The organism is Betaproteobacteria bacterium, assembly GCA_016709965.1.
Lineage (GTDB): Bacteria > Pseudomonadota > Gammaproteobacteria > Burkholderiales > Rhodocyclaceae > Azonexus > Azonexus amarohabitans.
In genome coordinates, this window is sequence record JADJLT010000006.1 from 1,017,638 (window position 1) to 1,033,376 (window position 15,739).

15 protein-coding genes are annotated in these 15,739 nt (G+C 59.4%); 4 read left to right on the forward strand and 11 right to left on the reverse strand.

Annotated features, from left to right (window positions below):
• Positions 1–22: 22 nt before the first annotated feature.
• The gene (locus IPJ12_19255) at positions 23–877 is read left to right on the forward strand and encodes an alpha/beta hydrolase (GenBank protein MBK7649235.1); all 855 of its coding nucleotides are present in this window, start codon (positions 23–25) and stop codon (positions 875–877) included.
• Positions 874–1,644 carry an alpha/beta hydrolase gene (locus IPJ12_19260; protein MBK7649236.1) on the forward strand — a complete coding sequence of 257 codons (771 nt, stop codon included), beginning with the start codon at positions 874–876 and terminating at the stop codon, positions 1,642–1,644. The genes IPJ12_19255 and IPJ12_19260 overlap by 4 nt, the downstream gene beginning before the upstream one ends.
• On the opposite strand, the gene IPJ12_19265 is transcribed toward IPJ12_19260, so the two are convergent.
• Positions 1,584–2,369 (reverse strand): zinc-dependent peptidase, encoded by a 786-nt coding sequence (locus IPJ12_19265; protein ID MBK7649237.1) that lies wholly within the window; start codon positions 2,367–2,369, stop codon positions 1,584–1,586. The two genes, IPJ12_19260 and IPJ12_19265, sit on opposite strands and share 61 nt — an antisense overlap.
• Positions 2,366–3,250, reverse strand: coding sequence for a DMT family transporter (locus IPJ12_19270; GenBank protein MBK7649238.1), 885 nt, complete (start codon positions 3,248–3,250; stop codon positions 2,366–2,368). The genes IPJ12_19265 and IPJ12_19270 overlap by 4 nt, the downstream gene beginning before the upstream one ends.
• 104 nt (positions 3,251–3,354) lie before the next feature.
• Between IPJ12_19270 and IPJ12_19275 the strand changes: the two genes are divergently transcribed.
• Both IPJ12_19275 and IPJ12_19280 read left to right on the forward strand, forming a co-directional pair.
• Positions 3,355–5,577 (forward strand): bifunctional (p)ppGpp synthetase/guanosine-3',5'-bis(diphosphate) 3'-pyrophosphohydrolase, encoded by a 2,223-nt coding sequence (locus IPJ12_19275; protein MBK7649239.1) that lies wholly within the window; start codon positions 3,355–3,357, stop codon positions 5,575–5,577.
• Between the two features lie 16 nt (positions 5,578–5,593).
• Positions 5,594–5,776, forward strand: a complete 183-nt coding sequence (locus tag IPJ12_19280; protein ID MBK7649240.1) for a hypothetical protein — start codon at positions 5,594–5,596, stop codon at positions 5,774–5,776.
• Between the two features lie 21 nt (positions 5,777–5,797).
• Here the strand turns inward: IPJ12_19280 and IPJ12_19285 are convergent, their stop codons facing one another.
• The 9 genes from IPJ12_19285 to IPJ12_19325 all read right to left on the reverse strand — a co-directional run bounded on the left by IPJ12_19285 (position 5,798) and on the right by IPJ12_19325 (position 15,738).
• On the reverse strand, positions 5,798–6,310 hold the full coding sequence (locus IPJ12_19285; protein MBK7649241.1) for a DUF2242 domain-containing protein: 513 nt from the start codon (positions 6,308–6,310) through the stop codon (positions 5,798–5,800).
• 141 nt (positions 6,311–6,451) lie between these two features.
• Entirely contained in the window at positions 6,452–8,533 is a 2,082-nt protein-coding gene (ppk1, locus tag IPJ12_19290) for a polyphosphate kinase 1 (protein MBK7649242.1), read from the reverse strand.
• Positions 8,534–8,657: 124 nt separating this feature from the next.
• A complete protein-coding gene (locus IPJ12_19295) occupies positions 8,658–9,998 on the reverse strand; it encodes a chorismate-binding protein (protein MBK7649243.1) in 1,341 nt (446 codons plus the stop codon).
• Positions 9,995–11,272, reverse strand: a complete 1,278-nt coding sequence (locus tag IPJ12_19300) for an AMP-binding protein (protein ID MBK7649244.1) — start codon at positions 11,270–11,272, stop codon at positions 9,995–9,997. The genes IPJ12_19295 and IPJ12_19300 overlap by 4 nt, the downstream gene beginning before the upstream one ends.
• Positions 11,273–11,455: 183 nt before the next feature.
• Positions 11,456–12,424: a hypothetical protein gene (locus IPJ12_19305; GenBank protein MBK7649245.1), complete on the reverse strand. Its 969-nt coding sequence runs from the start codon at positions 12,422–12,424 to the stop codon at positions 11,456–11,458.
• 65 nt (positions 12,425–12,489) lie between these two features.
• Positions 12,490–13,842, reverse strand: coding sequence for a sensor histidine kinase N-terminal domain-containing protein (locus tag IPJ12_19310; GenBank protein ID MBK7649246.1), 1,353 nt, complete (start codon positions 13,840–13,842; stop codon positions 12,490–12,492).
• Positions 13,839–14,495: a response regulator gene (locus tag IPJ12_19315; protein ID MBK7649247.1), complete on the reverse strand. Its 657-nt coding sequence runs from the start codon at positions 14,493–14,495 to the stop codon at positions 13,839–13,841. Before IPJ12_19315 ends, IPJ12_19310 begins: the two co-directional genes overlap by 4 nt.
• A 173-nt stretch (positions 14,496–14,668) precedes the next feature.
• Positions 14,669–15,274 carry a cytochrome b/b6 domain-containing protein gene (locus tag IPJ12_19320; protein MBK7649248.1) on the reverse strand — a complete coding sequence of 202 codons (606 nt, stop codon included), beginning with the start codon at positions 15,272–15,274 and terminating at the stop codon, positions 14,669–14,671.
• 2 nt (positions 15,275–15,276) lie between these two features.
• A complete protein-coding gene (locus tag IPJ12_19325; GenBank protein ID MBK7649249.1) occupies positions 15,277–15,738 on the reverse strand; it encodes a diheme cytochrome c in 462 nt (153 codons plus the stop codon).
• Between the last annotated feature and the right edge of the window lies 1 nt (position 15,739).

The window sequence follows — 15,739 nt, forward strand, 5'->3', positions numbered from 1 at the left end:
TTTGCAGGGAGGAGAGAACGATATGAAATTCAAACAACAATCTGTTCAATGTATCGGGCCTTCAGGCCTGCACCGGATGGCTTATACGGAGTGGGGTGCCCGTGATAATCCTCGCGTGCTGGTCTGCGTTCATGGCCTGACGCGCAATGGCCGCGATTTTGACGCGCTGGCCGAAGCGATGTCGGCGCATTACCGGGTGATCTGTCCCGACGTTGTCGGGCGCGGGCAAAGCAGTCATCTGCGCGACCCGGCCGCTTACGGCATCCCGTTATACGTTGCCGATATGGTGACGCTGATCGCCCGTCTAAATGTCGCGACCGTGCATTGGGTAGGCACTTCGATGGGCGGCCTGATCGGCATGGCGCTGGCAGCTCAGGAAGGAACACCCATCCAGAAAATGGTGCTTAACGATGTCGGTCCGGTGATCACTGCTGAATCGCTCAATCGCATCGGTACTTATGTCGGCGCCAATCCCGATTGGGCAAGCTTTGACGAGGCGCTGGCTTTCGTCAAATTTGTCAGCGAGCCGTTCGGGAATCTGACGGAGGCGCAATGGCATCACCTCACCGAAAGCAGCGTGATGCAGCGCGCAGATGGCCGTTGGGCCTTCCGTTACGACCCGCTGATTGCGGAGCCGTTCAGGGCTGCATTTGCCGACAAGGATGTTGATCTCTGGCCACTTTACGAACAGATCAAATGCTCGACACTGGTCATTCGCGGCGCAGAATCAGACTTGCTGACGCGCGATACCTGGCAAAAAATGGGTTCCTGCGGTCCACAGGCAAAACTGGCCGAAATTGAAAAGGTTGGGCATGCGCCGATGTTCCAGTCCGAGGATCAAATCGCTGTGGTCCGCAATTTTCTATTGAGCGCATGAAGCACATTATTGTTAATGGGCTGAAGCTCGAATATCGCGATTATCCGGCCACGCTTGAAGGGCGCCCGACGCTCTTGCTGCTGCATGAAGGCTTGGGCTGCGTCACCATGTGGCGGCATTTTCCGGAAAAACTGGCGGCAACAACCGGATGTCGGCTTATTGTCTGGTCACGGGCGGGATATGGCGGATCGGATGCCTATGCCGAGCCGCGTACGCCGCGCTACATGCATCGCGAGGCAGAGGAAATGTTGCCAGCGTTGATTGCCGCGCTGGGCATTGAGCGTCCGCTGCTGATTGGCCACAGCGACGGTGGCAGCATTGCGCTGATCTTCGCCGGCGCCTATCCGGCGGTGCCGGTTGCCGTCGCCGTGATGGCGCCGCATGAGTTTGTCGAGGAGGTCACACTGGCCGGGATTCGTGAAGCGAGGGTGGCCTGGGAAACCACCGATTTGCCGAAAAAGCTGGCGCGCTACCACCATGCGCAGACCGAACGTGTCTTCAGCGACTGGAACGATACCTGGTTGTCACCGGTCTACCGCGATTGGAATATCGAGGAATATCTGCCGAAAATCCGTTGCCCGGTGCTCGCCATCCAGGGCGAGCAGGACGAGTATGCGACGATGCGTCAGATTGATGTGATTGGCGAGAGAGTGCCTGGCACTGAGTTGGTGAAGCTAGCTCAATGTGGTCACTCGCCACACCGCGATCAGGAGGCAGCCGTCCTCGACGCGTTGGCCGCGTTCGTCAGGCGAGCCAGTGGATCCTGAAGGTAGTAGCGGCAAAGCAGGCCGTAGATTGCCGGATATTCGCCGGCGACGACATCGGGGATTTCAAAGAAACTCGCCGACATGACGGCGAAAAACTCTGCCGGGTCGGTACTGGCGTAAGGATCGATCGGTGTGTCTTCGCCTTTGTCCACGCGTCGGCAAAAATCATCGTAGGCATCAGAAAACTTGGCATGCCATTCGGTTTCCGTGATGCCTGAATGAAGCGCCGGTATGCCATCCGCTTCGCCGCTCAGCATGTCCAGCTTGTGGGCAAATTCGTGAATGACCACGTTGTAGCCATCGCCAGCCATCTGCACATCGTGCCATGAAATGATCAGCGGGCCACCTTCCCACGCCTCGCCGGAGAGCACGTCATCGTATTCGTGAATGACGCCGGATTCGTCCTGGATGTGGCGTGGCACGACAAATTGATCGGGATAGATAACGATGCCGACCCAGTCGCGATAAGCGGACAAACCGAGTTTGAGGATGGGCAAGCAACCCTGAACCGCGATGGAGAGGCAGATTTCGTCGGTCAGGTCCAGGTTGCCGACCGTGCTGAATTCCTTCTCGGCGAGGAAAGCCTCAACTTTCGTTTTTAGCTCATTTTTCTCGTTGACCGTAAGAACCTCGAGAAAGGGCAGCGACGTGATGGTTTTGCACCAAAGCGCTGCCGGAATGAGCGCTTGCTTCTTGCCGCGCAGGCGGGTTAGCCAATCCTTCATCTTTTCATCGTGAGCCAGATGCCGGTAAAGATCAGGCCGATCCCGAAGTAGTGATACCAGAATGGAACTTCACCGAGGAAGATGAAGGAGAGCAGGGTACCGAAGACTGGCATCAAGTGGATGAACAGGCTGGCCTTGCTGGCGCCGATTTCGGCCACGCCCTTGTTGTAGAAAATGTAGCCGATGAAACTGGGAAAGATGCCGACATAGGCCAGCGCAGTCAGTGAGCCGAGGTGGAGGTTGATATGCCGGCCTTGCGCCAGTTCCCAGGCGTAGGCCGGCGCGATTGCGGCAAGCCCGATGACGGTTGTGGCGCCGAGCATCAGCATCGGGTGCACGCCGGCCGGACGCCAGGCCAGCGCCACCGTGTAGATTGCCCAGTCAAGGACGGCGACCAGCATCCAGACGTCGCCAACATTGAGATTCAGATGGGCCAGCACAGCCGGATCGCCGCGCGAGACGATAGTCAGCGCGCCGCATAGCGAGATCAATACGCCGATGGCTTCAGCCCGGCGCAAGTGCTTGCCGAGAAAGGCCCAGGAGATGGCGATGGTCGCGATTGGGACGAACGAGTTGAGCAGCGCCGCGTTGGTCGCCGTCGTGTACTGCAGCGCGATATAGGCAAAAGTGTTGTAGCCGCCGACGCCGAGTAGCCCAAGGACCAGTAGCGGCCGCCAGCCTTTTTTCAACAATGGCCATTGCGTTTTGAGGTGAGGCAAGGCCAATGGCAGGATGAACAGGAACGCGATGAACCAGCGCCAGAAGGAGAAAGTCAGCGGTGGAATGTCACCACGCGCACCACGGCCTACCACCATGTTCCCCGACCAGAAAAGGACGGTCAGGATCAGCAGCAGGTAGGGGTTGGCGAATAGTTTTCTCATGGTCGCGGAATTATGCCTTATCGCGTGGCAGGGCGTGTTGAGCCGGGGCTGCAGGCCGATTTCTGCCGCCGCGATCGGACGGGATCAGCCGTATAATTCAGCCTATGGTTTCTGTTATTCATTCTGTCGCTGCACTGAGCGATTTTGATCAATTCCTGGCTACGCTCGCCGATGGTTTGCAGCCCGCTGAAGCTGATCGCCTCAAATCGGCGGTCGAATACGCGTGGCAGACTTATGGTGACCGGAAGCTGGGCAGCGGCGAACGCATCTGGTCCCATGCGCTGGGCATGGCGGTCATCATTGCCGGTCTCAAGCTTGATGTCGAATCGCGCATTGCCGCCTTGCTCTTTGCCATTCCGGCACAGGACGAGCAGGGCATTGCCAATATTGAAACCCACTTCGGCAAACCAGCGGCGCACCTGGTACATGGCATTTCGCGGCTGAACCGCTTGCGGCCGATTACCAAGGGCTTCGTCGCGACCAACATCGAAGCCGGCGAGGTCAATCCGGTCGAGATGAAAGCGCAGATCGAGGTTCTGCGCAAGATGCTGCTCGCCATGGTCGAGGACATCCGTGTCGTACTGTTGCGTCTGGCCAGTCGCACGCAAACCCTGCGCTTTTATGCTGCCAATCCGGATGAACTACGCATCGAGGTAGCGCGGGAAACGCTGGAGCTCTACTCGCCGCTGGCCAACCGTCTTGGCGTCTGGGAATTGAAGTGGGAGCTGGAGGATCTCTCCTTCCGCTTTATCCATCCGGATACCTACAAGAAACTGGCCAAATTGCTCGACGAAAAGCGCAGCGAGCGTGAACAGTTCATTGTGGATGCCGTCGCCAAGGTGCGGGGGGAGTTGGAGGCGGCTGGCGTCAACAATGCTGAAATCTATGGCCGGCCGAAGCACATCTACAGCATCTGGAACAAGATGCGAAAGAAGAGTGTCGAGTTCTCCGAGGTCTACGACGTGCGCGCCTTGCGCATCATTGTCGATGACTTGAAGGAGTGCTACACCGCGCTGGGCATCGTGCACAATCTGTGGGCTCCAATTCCGAAGGAGTTCGATGATTACATCTCGAATCCCAAGGGCAATTATTACCGCTCGCTGCATACGGCCGTGCGTTGTCCGGACGGGCGCAGCCTGGAAATCCAGATTCGCACCTGGGACATGCACAAGCATGCCGAGCTCGGGGTGGCAGCCCACTGGCGCTACAAGGAAGGCAGCAAGCGCAATGCCGAAGACGACTACGATGAAAAGATTGCCTGGTTGCGCCAGCTGCTGACCTGGAAGAACGAAGTCGCCGACAGCTCGGACTGGGTCAAGCACTACAAGCAAGCCGCGCTGGACGAAACGATCTACGTCATCACGCCACAGGGCAAGGTGGTCGATCTGCCTGCCGGCTCGACCCCGGTCGATTTTGCCTACCGCGTTCATACCGACCTCGGACACCGTTGCCGCGGCGCCAAGATCGCCGGCCATCTGGTCCCGCTCAATACCTCGCTGGAAACCGGTCAGGAAGTCGAAATCGTTACCGCCAAGGTGGGTGGTCCGTCGCGTGACTGGCTAAACCCCAGCCAGGGTTACATCCACACCAAGAGTGCCCGGGTCAAGGTGCGTGGCTGGTTCTCCAACCTGGCGCTGGAAGAAACGCTGTCCGAAGGGCGCAGCATAATTTCCAAGGAATTGCAGCGGGCAGGGCAGACCGGGGCGAATATCGAGGAACTGTCGCACAAGCTTGGCTTCGCCCGCGCTGACGACCTTTATATCGCTGCGGCGCGTGGTGATATGAACCAGCGGCAGTTCCAGGCCGTGGCCAAAGGCGGCGATTTGCTGTCTGAAACCCAGCTTCCGGATGAAGTGCTGACCAAGCCGAGCAAGCCGGTTGAGGGCAATCAGGGCATCCTGATCGTTGGCGTCGAAAAGCTGCTGACCCAGCTCGCCCGTTGCTGCAAGCCGGCGCCACCAGACGAAATCCAGGGTTTCATCACGCGTGGCAAGGGTATTTCCATCCATCGCATGGATTGCTCCAATTTTGCCAATCTGTCCGCATTGCATCCGGAACGGGTCATCGAAACGGACTGGGGGCTGACCACGACCGGCGTTTTTGCTGCCGACATCATCGTTGATGCCCATGACCGCCAAGGCTTGCTGCGCGATATTTCAGAAATATTCACCCGCGAAAAGCTCAACGTTATTGGCGTCAATACCCAGTCCAAGCAGGGCAAGGCGCACATGAGCTTTACTGTCGAAATCACCAATCTGCAGCAAATGCAGAAGACGCTGACGCTGATCCACGACGTCGATGGCGTCGTTGGCGTCCGGCGCGCCTGAAGATCAAGGAGCAGGAATGAAGGGAAATTTTGCGGCCATTGCGCTGCTCGTGATCGGCGCGCTGGCCTTGGCAGTCAATCTCGATCTGGTGGAAATTGATATCGTCAACCTGATGCGAAAATGGTGGCCGCTAGCGCTGATTGCCATCGGCGCAGCCCTGTTTTTTACGCCGGGCGATACCCCGCGAAAATCCGGTTAGCGGCGCAGGGTATTTGCCGATTTACTCTTTCAGCATCTCGATCAGCCCGAACAGGCGATAGTAGAAATCCGGGTCGGTTACGGTTTCTTCGCCGACCTTGACCAGTGAGTTCTTGTCGGTTGGCCAAGGCACCGAAATCGAGCCGAGCCCGGCCACTGACAGGCCGGTACTGCTGCCGCCGGATTTAAGTTCGTTGCGCGTTTGCAGCGCATTGGCGTAGATGGTCGAGTCTTTCCCGGTATCCAGGCAGACCAGCGTGATGCGCAACTGGATTTGCAGCTCTGGTTGCGGCTGGAAAAATTTGGAGCCACGGATTTTGCTCGGCGACGACGCGTCGACTTCGTAACCTTGGCTGAGCAGGGCGCGTTTGCCATGCTCGCACAGTACAAGCGGTGGCAGGTCGCTGCGATACTCGAATGGCGTCTGCACGTCGAATGATTCGGCGTTGTAGGCCGGTGGCGGGGTCGAAGAGCACGCAACGAGGCCGAGAGCAAACAGGCCGGCAAGAACAGGTTTGTACTGCATTTGAAGCATTGAAGGGACGGCTGGGCAGAGATTCAGGGCTGTTATCTTACCGCACCGAAGGTTTTGGACGGCTGGCAGTTTTTGATTTTTCCCGTTTTTTTCGGTTGACCGCAGGACCCGCCTTTATTTCTGTGATGAGGGCGATTCGCTTCAGCCATTGCCGAGCAGCACCATCAATTCGCCCTGCGCGTTGTGCGGTTTGCTGCGCGACGAGCGGCGGCGTTGGTAGGCTCCCTGGCTGTTCATTTCCCAGCCTTGCTGGTTGTCGGCCAGATAGAACTTCAGCCCTTCGGTGATGACGCGCTTTTTCAGTTTGGGATCGAGAATGGGGAAAGCCAGTTCGATGCGCTTGAAGAAATTACGCTCCATCCAGTCGGCACTGGACAGATAGACGTCTTCCCTGCCGCCTGCCAGGAAATAGAAAATTCGGTGGTGTTCGAGGAAACGGCCGATGATGGAGCGGACGCGAATGTTTTCGGAAAGTCCCGGAACACCCGGTCGGAGCATGCAGACGCCACGTACGATCAGGTCGATTTCGACGCCCGCCTGCGAAGCTTCATACATGGCGTTGATGACTTCCGGTTCGACCAGCGAATTCATTTTGGCGACGATGCGTCCTTTGCCGCCGGTACGGGCGATTTCCGTCTCTGCCTGAATGCCCGCAACGACATTCGGTTGCAGCGTAAAAGGCGCCTGCCAGAGATGCTTCAGCGTTCGGGCCTTGCCCAGTCCGGTCAGCTGCTTGAAGACTTCGCTGACGTCGTGGGTGATTTCCTCGTTGGCGGTCATCAGGCCGAAGTCGGAATAGAGGCGGGCGGTGCGCGGGTGGTAGTTGCCGGTGCCGAGGTGCGCATAGCGCTTCAGACCGCCATCCTCGCGCCGAACGATGAGCAGCGCTTTGGCGTGAGTCTTGTAGCCGACGACGCCATAAACCACGTGGGCACCGACATCTTCCAGCTTGGTTGCCCAGCTGATGTTGGCCTCTTCGTCAAAACGCGCCATCAGCTCGACGACGACGGTGACTTCCTTGCCGTTCTGGGCGGCGCGGATCAGCGACTCCATCAGGACCGAGTCAGTGCCGGTCCGGTACACGGTCATCTTGATGGCAACGACCTGAGGGTCGGTGGCTGCCTGGTTAAGGAATTCGATGACCGGCGCGAAAGACTGGTAGGGGTGATGCAGCAGCACGTCGTTTTTGCGAATGCTGTCGAAAATATTGACGCCCTTGCCAACCGCCTTGGGCAGGCCGGGGACGAAGGGCGAGAATTTCATATCTGGTCTGTCCACCCAGTCCGGCACCTGCATCAGACGAACCAGATTGACCGGCCCGTTGACCCGGTAAAGGTCGGCGGGTTTCAGACCAAACTGGGCGAGCAGGAACTCAGTCATGGTCGGTGAGCAGTTTTCTGCCACTTCGAGGCGGACGGCATTGCCGAAATGGCGTTGCGGCAACTCGCCCTGCAGTTTGGTGCGCAGATTGGTGACTTCTTCCTCGTCAACAAAGAGGTCGGAATTGCGCGTGGCGCGGAATTGATAGCAGCCGAGGACGGTCATGCCGGTAAATAATTCATCGACGAATTCGTGCAGGATCGACGACAGGAAAACGAAGCCGTAGGCATAGCCTGCCAGTTCTTCCGGCAATTGGATGACGCGGGGCAGCACCCGTGGTGCCTGCACGATGGCGGCGTTGGAACTGCGACCAAAGGCGTCTTTGCCTTCGAGCTCGATGGCAAAGTTAAGGCTCTTGTTGAGCACTTTCGGGAACGGGTGCGACGGATCGAGTCCGATCGGTGTCAGCACCGGCACCATTTCATGAATGAAATAATTGCGGATCCATTCACGCTGCGCTTCGTTCCAGGTAGCGCGACGCAGGAAACGGATGCCTTCGGCAGCCAGTGCCGGCAGGATGATGTCATTGAGATGCTGATATTGCTCGGTGACGATGGCGTGGGCCTCGGCAGATACCAGTCGATAGCCTTCCAGCGCCGTTTTGCCATCGGTCGTGGTGCCGGTGGCATGGGCCTTGACCTGTTCCTTGAGTCCGGCCATGCGGATTTCGAAGAACTCGTCGAGGTTGCTGGAGACGATACAAAGGAAACGCAGACGTTCGAGCAAGGGCACACGCTCGTCTTCCGCCTGGGCCAGAACGCGGCGGTTGAACGCCAGCAGGCCCAATTCCCGGTTGAGATAGTTCTCGGTCGGAAAACGGGGTTTCGGTTGGGGATGAGTCATCGCGCGAGCTCCATGTGATTCCTGAAGTATATGCTTCAAGCCCATCATTTTGTTACGCAAATATTTCAACGCGATGACGCTTGGCCGCTAATTTCCACGGTCAACCGGAAAAATCAGGCTTTTTTCAAGCCCGCTTGCCGGTGCTTGAATCCGGGGTGCTGTGGGGAGACAGAGCGGCCAGCAGGGTGCCCAGTTTGGCTTCAGTTTCAGCCAGTTCAAGTTGTGGGTCCGAGCCGTCAACGATCCCGGCTCCCGCCTGAAGTTCTGCCGTCTGGCCACTGATCAATGCTGAGCGCAGGGCGACTGAAAATTCGCCATTACCGTCAGGTGTCAGGATACCCAGTCCGCCGCTATACCAACCGGCACGCTGCTCTCCGTGGGCGGCCAGCCACGCTTGCGCGGCATGCGGTGGGAAGCCACCAATGGCCGGGGTTGGGTGCAGGGCACGAACCAGTTCAAAAAGCGTGGTTTCGGGGCGGGTGACGGCGGTGACCCGGCTGCGCAGATGCATCAGTTGGCCGGCGACATGTTTGCGTGGGGTGGCCGCGATCGGGGGGGCCACGCAGAAAGGGCTCAGTGCCTCACAAACCGCGCGCACGACCAGTGATTGCTCATGGAGATTTTTTGCATCGTGAAGTGCAAGCGACCCCGGCCAGGCAGTGCCGGCCAGCGCATCGGCGTCGACGCGGTCGGTATCGAGACTGACCAGTCTCTCCGGCGTCGCGCCGACAAAGGCTGTGGTGTTGGTGCCATGGCCGTAGATCAGGCTGCCTGGCTGTTGCATGTTCAGGCGGCAGAGGATGGGCGCCGCCGATAAGGTGCCGTTGGCCTCGATTCGACGGTTGCGTCCAAGCACCACCTTGTCAAGATGACCGGCATGGATGTCGCGCAGAGCAGCATTGACGCGAGCCATCCAGGCCTGATCAAGCAGTGTTTCCGGGCGACAGGGGCGGAGCGTGGGGGCTGTCGTGGGATGGCTTGCAGTGAGCCAGTGCGGCCATTCTGTCAGCGCTTGATGCAGGCGACCGGCCGGTGCACTCAGCGTAACTGAACATTCGCCGCCAATGCATTCCAGCAGAATGGCCGGGATGGCGAGCAGCGCGTTGGGCAGAGGGGTTTGATTGAGCGGGTCGAAAGCAAACCCGGCGAAGGCGAGGGCCGGTCCGTTGCGGCGCCAGTGTTGGCAGAGCCCAGTAAAGGCGCTGTCCAGCGCCGGGAAACGATTGGGGCCGGCGGTGCTGACATGCAATGCATGGCCAATGGCCAGCCGGTATTCTTGCCGGGCGGGGCGGGCGCGGTACCACCAGGGCTGATTGGGAGGCAGTAGTTCGAGCCAGTCCGTAGCATCTTTGCCGAGCGGCAGGTGCAGGCTGATCGGTGCGGCGCTGGGGGCCCCGGCGGCCAGCGCCTGGAGCCGGGTCAGCGTTTCCGGGGCTGTCAGGTAGCGGCGCAAGGCCTGAATCATGGCGCGCTTTCTGCAGCGAGGCGGCGCAAGAGGGCGCGTTCCAGCTTGCCGCCGGCATTGCGTGGGAGTTGGCTGACGGCCTGTATTTTTCGTGGCAGGGCAGCTGCAGGCAGATGCTGTCGAGCATGGGCGAGCAGGGCCTCCGGCTGGGCATCGCCGACGATAAAGGCAACGATCAGGTCACCCCAGACCGGATCAGGACGTCCGGTGACGGCAACATCCTGAACGCCGGGGCAGGCGGCCAGACAGGACTCGATTTCCTGCGGATGCACATTGCGCCCGCCGCTGACCAGCATGTCGTCGGCTCGCCCAAGGATGCTCAGGTGGCCGCGGTCATCGAGTTGGCCGAAGTCGCTGGTGGTCAGCCAGCCCTCGGCACTCGGTCCGCCGCCCTCAATATAGCCAGCCATGATTTGCGGCCCGCGAATGCAAATGCGGCCATCGGGGTCGATGCGGACTTCATGGCCGGGCATGGGCAGCCCGACCCGGCCTTCCGTCCACTGGCCATCGGCGGGATCAAATGTCGCGATTTGGGCGGCTGTCTCGCTCATGCCGTAACTGGGGTAAAGCGGCCAGCCAACGGCGATGGCCCGCTGGTAAAGTGTTTGCGACAAGGCGGCGCCGCCGATCATGGCAATGCGCAGGCTGGGTGGTGGCATGGCGCCGATGTCGAGTAGCCGCGCCAGCATGGCGGGCACCAGAGAAATATGGGTGACCGGGTGGCTGGCGAGGTCGGCTGCGACGTGTTCTGCTGCGAAACCATCATGCAGCAGCACTGCCGCACCGGCGCGGGCACAACGCCATAAAATGGACTGGCCGCCAATGTGATAGAGCGGCAGGCAGTTCAGCCAGAGGTCGCCGGGGCGCAAGGGCAGGCGCTGATTTGAGGCGGCTGCAGCGGCATCGAGCTGGGCGTTGCCGAGCAGGACGCCACGCGCCTGCCCTTCGCTGCCGCTGGTCGAAATAATCAGCGTGACGTCGGACAGCGGCGGTGTCTTGCGATGCGCCAGGTGGTGAGCGCTGGTGCTACGGTCAACCGGGAAAAACGGCCGATTTTGAAAACTGCAGGCATAGGCATGGCGGGCAAGTTCCAGGCTGTTCCCCGCCAGGACCACCGGCCCCGGTGTGGTCGGGCGGGTCGCCACCAATGCTTGGACCTCTGCCTGCCATTCGCTGAAAGTCCACGTCTGGCCGGCATGCCGTAGTGCGAGGCTGGTCGGCCGCTTGCTGACGGCGAGCTGAAGGTGGTCGGCGAGTGCGGCAGCAGGGTTCATAGGCAAACGATTATACGGAGTGACCTATTGAACGCATGGTGAGGCAAATCAAGAAACGGTGGAATCGGCTGGCGGTCGTGATTGACGTTTGATGAAAATCCGGACGCTACGAATTACGTCGATCGCAATCATCGGAAGGGCTAGAGACTGCCCCTGCTTCTGCCAAAGCAGGAAGGAAGCACCTCAAGCGGGAGAGGCGATCTCCAGTTTTTCAATCTGACCGGTCGCCTGGTAATTCTGGCAACGTTGCAGATATTCCCGCGTGCTCTTCGGCATGGCTGTTCGTGCACGGGCAATATAGAAAATCAGGTCACGGCCCTTGCGGATCAATTGCAGCCCGTCGGCAACGTTGTAGGTCAACGGCTCATTGATGTGAATCGGCTCTGAATGCCACGAGATGTCGGCAAGACGCTCTCCGGCTGTGACCATGCGTGCCCAGACATCAAAAATATCGACGTCGGTACGCAGGGTTTCGGTCTTGATCTTGGCGGCAGTGGCAAGGTCGCGTACCGGCCCGATAATGCCGGAAAAAGCGGGAATGCCACTAAAAGTGTCGATCATCGTCCTGGAAATCTTGTCGATGTCGCGCAGAACCTGACCGATCTTGATGTAACGGCTTTCGTAGAAGTCTTCGAGCGGAATCGAGAAGGCGCGGAAAGGTTCGCCCCAAAGTTCGTCGATGCCTTCTTCGCCGCTGCGATGCATGACGCAACGGCCGAGCTCCATGGCGTCGAGCAGACACTTTCCGCATTCGCGCATGAGCGGGCTGTCGCTGAGAATTTCAATGCCGCAAGCCTGCAGCTCGACCAGCTTGCGAAAAATGTCGGCTGCCCGGTTAAAGAGCGCGCCGGCCAGCATGGCACCCTTGACGCGTTTGCGGGCCGGATCGGTTTCGCTTTCGTAACTGCTGCGCGCCTCGTTCAGGCGAGTGCCTGGAATGTTCAGGCCGTGCTCGGTGTGGTTGAAGAGTCGCCGCGTCAGTGCCTCAATCAGCTTTTTCTTGGCTTCCAGCGAATCGGTAGGAACCCGGTAGGTCTTGATCCAGTATCCGTCGTAGAACACCCGTTCCAGACCATCCACGATGCGGCGGGTGCCTTCGGGCGGGTTATCGGTTTGGTTGGTAACTTGATTGAGTTGGTGCGCAGTGGTCATCTTCATCTACAGAAATGCTCGGCGACAGATCAGCTCCGTATTGTGCGCCTTTTTGCGCTTGGTGATCAGTCAGTCGGGAATTTTACCCCGGCAACTAAGCCTTTGGGCATAGATGAGTCATCTAGTTGTAAATGAGCCCCATGCAGTTCAGCAATGCGGCTGACGATGGCCAGCCCCAGGCCACTCCCCGGCTGGCTGCCTTGGTGCAGGCGATGGAAGCGCCGGAGGACGGATTTTCTTTCTTCCGGAGGTATGCCGGGGCCGCTATCGCTGACCGAAAAGCCGACTAGTCCCTTGGACTTGGTCACGTTGACGCGTACTCGGCCGCCATCGGGGGTGTAGCGAACGGCGTTGTCGACCAAGTTGCGGATCAATACCCGCAGCCACTCGGCTTGCCCGATGACGAGGCAGCCGGGCGTGGCTTCGAGGTCGAAGTCGAGATTTTTTGCGAGAATCTGCGGACCGATGTCGGCACATACGGATTCAGCCAGTATCGAAAGGTCTACGGGCTGCGGGTCAGGCAGGCCGGATTCAGGATCAAGACGAGCCAGATGCAGCATCTGGTCGACCAGATGGACAGCCCGGGTCAGGCCGCTTTGCAACTGGCTGAGTGATCGATCACGTTCGTCGTTATCACGGGCGCGCTGGGCGACTTGCAGCTGGGCCTGCAGGGCCGCCAGTGGGGTGCGCAGTTCATGGGCGGCATCGGCGGTAAAGCGACGCTCGGATTCAAGGGTGTTTTCGACACGCAGGAATAGGCCGTTCAGCGCTTCAAGCAGTGTACGGATTTCTTCGGGCGCTGCGGATGGATGGAGCGGTTGCAGTTGTTGGGGTTCGCGACTGGCGATCTGGCGGGCAATGCCATCAAGCGAGGCAAATCCGTGCCGGGTGGCGAGCCAGACCCAGAGTCCGATCAGCGGCAGGCCGAAGAGAGCGGGGAGGAGCAGGCGCCAGGCAATGTGCCCGATCAGCTCGTCGCGGATATCGTGATTCTCGCTGACCTGGACCTGGGTGCTGCGATCCTGGTTCCACCGGCTGAAATGTCGCCAATGGCCGTGCTGGTCGCGGGTTTCGGAAAAATCATCGGCGCTGGTCAGCGGTGTTTCCGGCGCATTGTGCGAGCGCATCAGCAATGTGCCATCGGCTCGCCAGAGCTGGAAACGCAAGCTGCGCTGATACTTGTGCGTGGCATTGCCGATATCGTCTTCCATATCGTGGTCGGTGTCGTGGCTGGCGAGCGCGAGCAGTGTTTGGGCCGCTTGGGCGAGCTGGGCATCGAACAGTTCGTCGACTTCGTGATGAGCGTCGATGTAGCTGAAAATCATGGTTACCAGCCAGGCGACGGTTACGCCTCCCAGCAGCAAGGCAAGCAGGCGACGACGCAGTGAAAACCAGACGGTTGCAGCGGCGTCGCTCATTTTGAAATCGTGTAGCCAACGCCGCGCAGGGTACGGATCAGATCGCTGCCCAGCTTTTTGCGCAAATGATGGATATGGACTTCGAGTGCGTTGCTGTCCGGCTCGTCGCGCCAGCCGTAGATGGATTGTTCGAGCTGGGTGCGGGTCAGCACGCGGCCGGCATTTTCGATCAGGATCTGCAACAGCGAAAATTCGCGGCTGGACAATTCGATTTCCTGGCCAGCGAGCGAGACGCTGTGCGCGGCCAGATCGATACTCAGGTCGCCATGGGTCAGGAGTGGCGCGGCGCGGCCGGCGCTGCGCCGGGTCAGGGCGCGGATGCGGGCACTGAGTTCGTCGAGGTCGATCGGTTTGACGAGATAGTCGTCGGCCCCGGCATCAAGGCCCGACACCTTGTCGCCGGTCGCATCGCGGGCGGTCAGGATAAGAATGGGCATGGTCTGCCCACGGCTACGGGCGCGATTCAGGACTTCCATCCCGGACAGCCGCGGCAGGCCAAGGTCAAGGACGATCAGGTCGAAGCTCTCGCTCTGTAATGCCTGATCTGCAGAATGACCGTCTCGCAACCAGTCGACCGCAAAGCCCGCCTGGCGCAGGCCCACCGTCAGGCCGTCGCCCAATTCTGGATCGTCTTCGACTAAAAGGATGCGCATGGCGGGATTCTAGAGGTCTGCTTCGTAATTAGCGAGCCACAATGAAAGCGCTGGATTTGTGTTCCTGGCTAGGCGCGAACCGGAGCAATAGCCGAAGCTATTGCGAGGATGAGCAACAACGCCAAGCGCACAAAAACAAGCTTTCATGGATCGCCTAATTGCGAAGTAGAACGCTAGCTTGCCAACCACCAGCTGGCAGCAACGACCCAGACAAGCAGAATGACAGCGGCCAAGGGGCGTGCCGACGATATGGCTTCGTCGGTCCTGCCGTTTTTTCGTCCGGTGAGCATGGCACGCACCAGATTTTCACCATGCAGCACGCTGCCGGAGATGACGCCTGCGACATGGACAATGACCACCGCCAGCATGGTTGCGGCCAGCCCTTCGTGCAGATCATCCAGCCAGCCGCCGCCGATTTCATTGTAAGTTGCCCAACCGGTGACGCCGCATGCAATGCCGAGCGCGAGCAGAATGACAATGGCCCAACCACCGGCCGGGTTGTGGCCGGTATGCGGTGCGGGCTGCAGTTTGAGCAGGCTACTCAGGTAGCCGATGACCGAGCTCGGGCCGCGCACGAACTCGACGAAGCGGGCGTAACGCGAACCGATGAAACCCCAGGGCAGACGAAAGAGAGCGACGGCGATGACGACAGAACCGGACCAGGCATGGACCAGTCGCCATGTTTCGCTTTCAGAAGTCAGCCAGGCAACGATAAAGCCGCCTACCATCAACCAGTGACCGATGCGAACCGGCCAGTCCCAGACTAGAATTTTTTGCATGATTACTCCCGAAGTTCCGGAATGGCGATGTCGTGTTCGCTGTAGTTGCCGCTTGCTGCACCGCCGTGGCAGGCCTCACAGTTGGCCGCCGACTTGACACGCGGGTCGCGCCAGAATCTGGTTGGCACCTCATGGTGCTTGCGAATGAAGCGCATCGTCTGGGTAATCCGTGGTGGGTTGCCGGCATTGCCCAGGCGCTTGGCATCGCCGGCGTTGTTGACCAGAAAAGTTTCGATTTCCTGGCCTTTTTTCCGGTCGACCGCAGCATCGCTGCCGAAATGATTGTTCAGGCCAGCCATGATCTTTTTCCAATCGTTGGCGGCCAGCAAAGCGGGTTGATAGGCAATGTGACAGCTGCTGCACTCGGCCTTGAAACTGGCCGGGGCGTTGGCAGGCGTTGGCAGGCGGTCGGCCAGGACCGGCAAGCTGCAGCCGAGCAGGGCGATCAGGGTAATGGTTTTCATG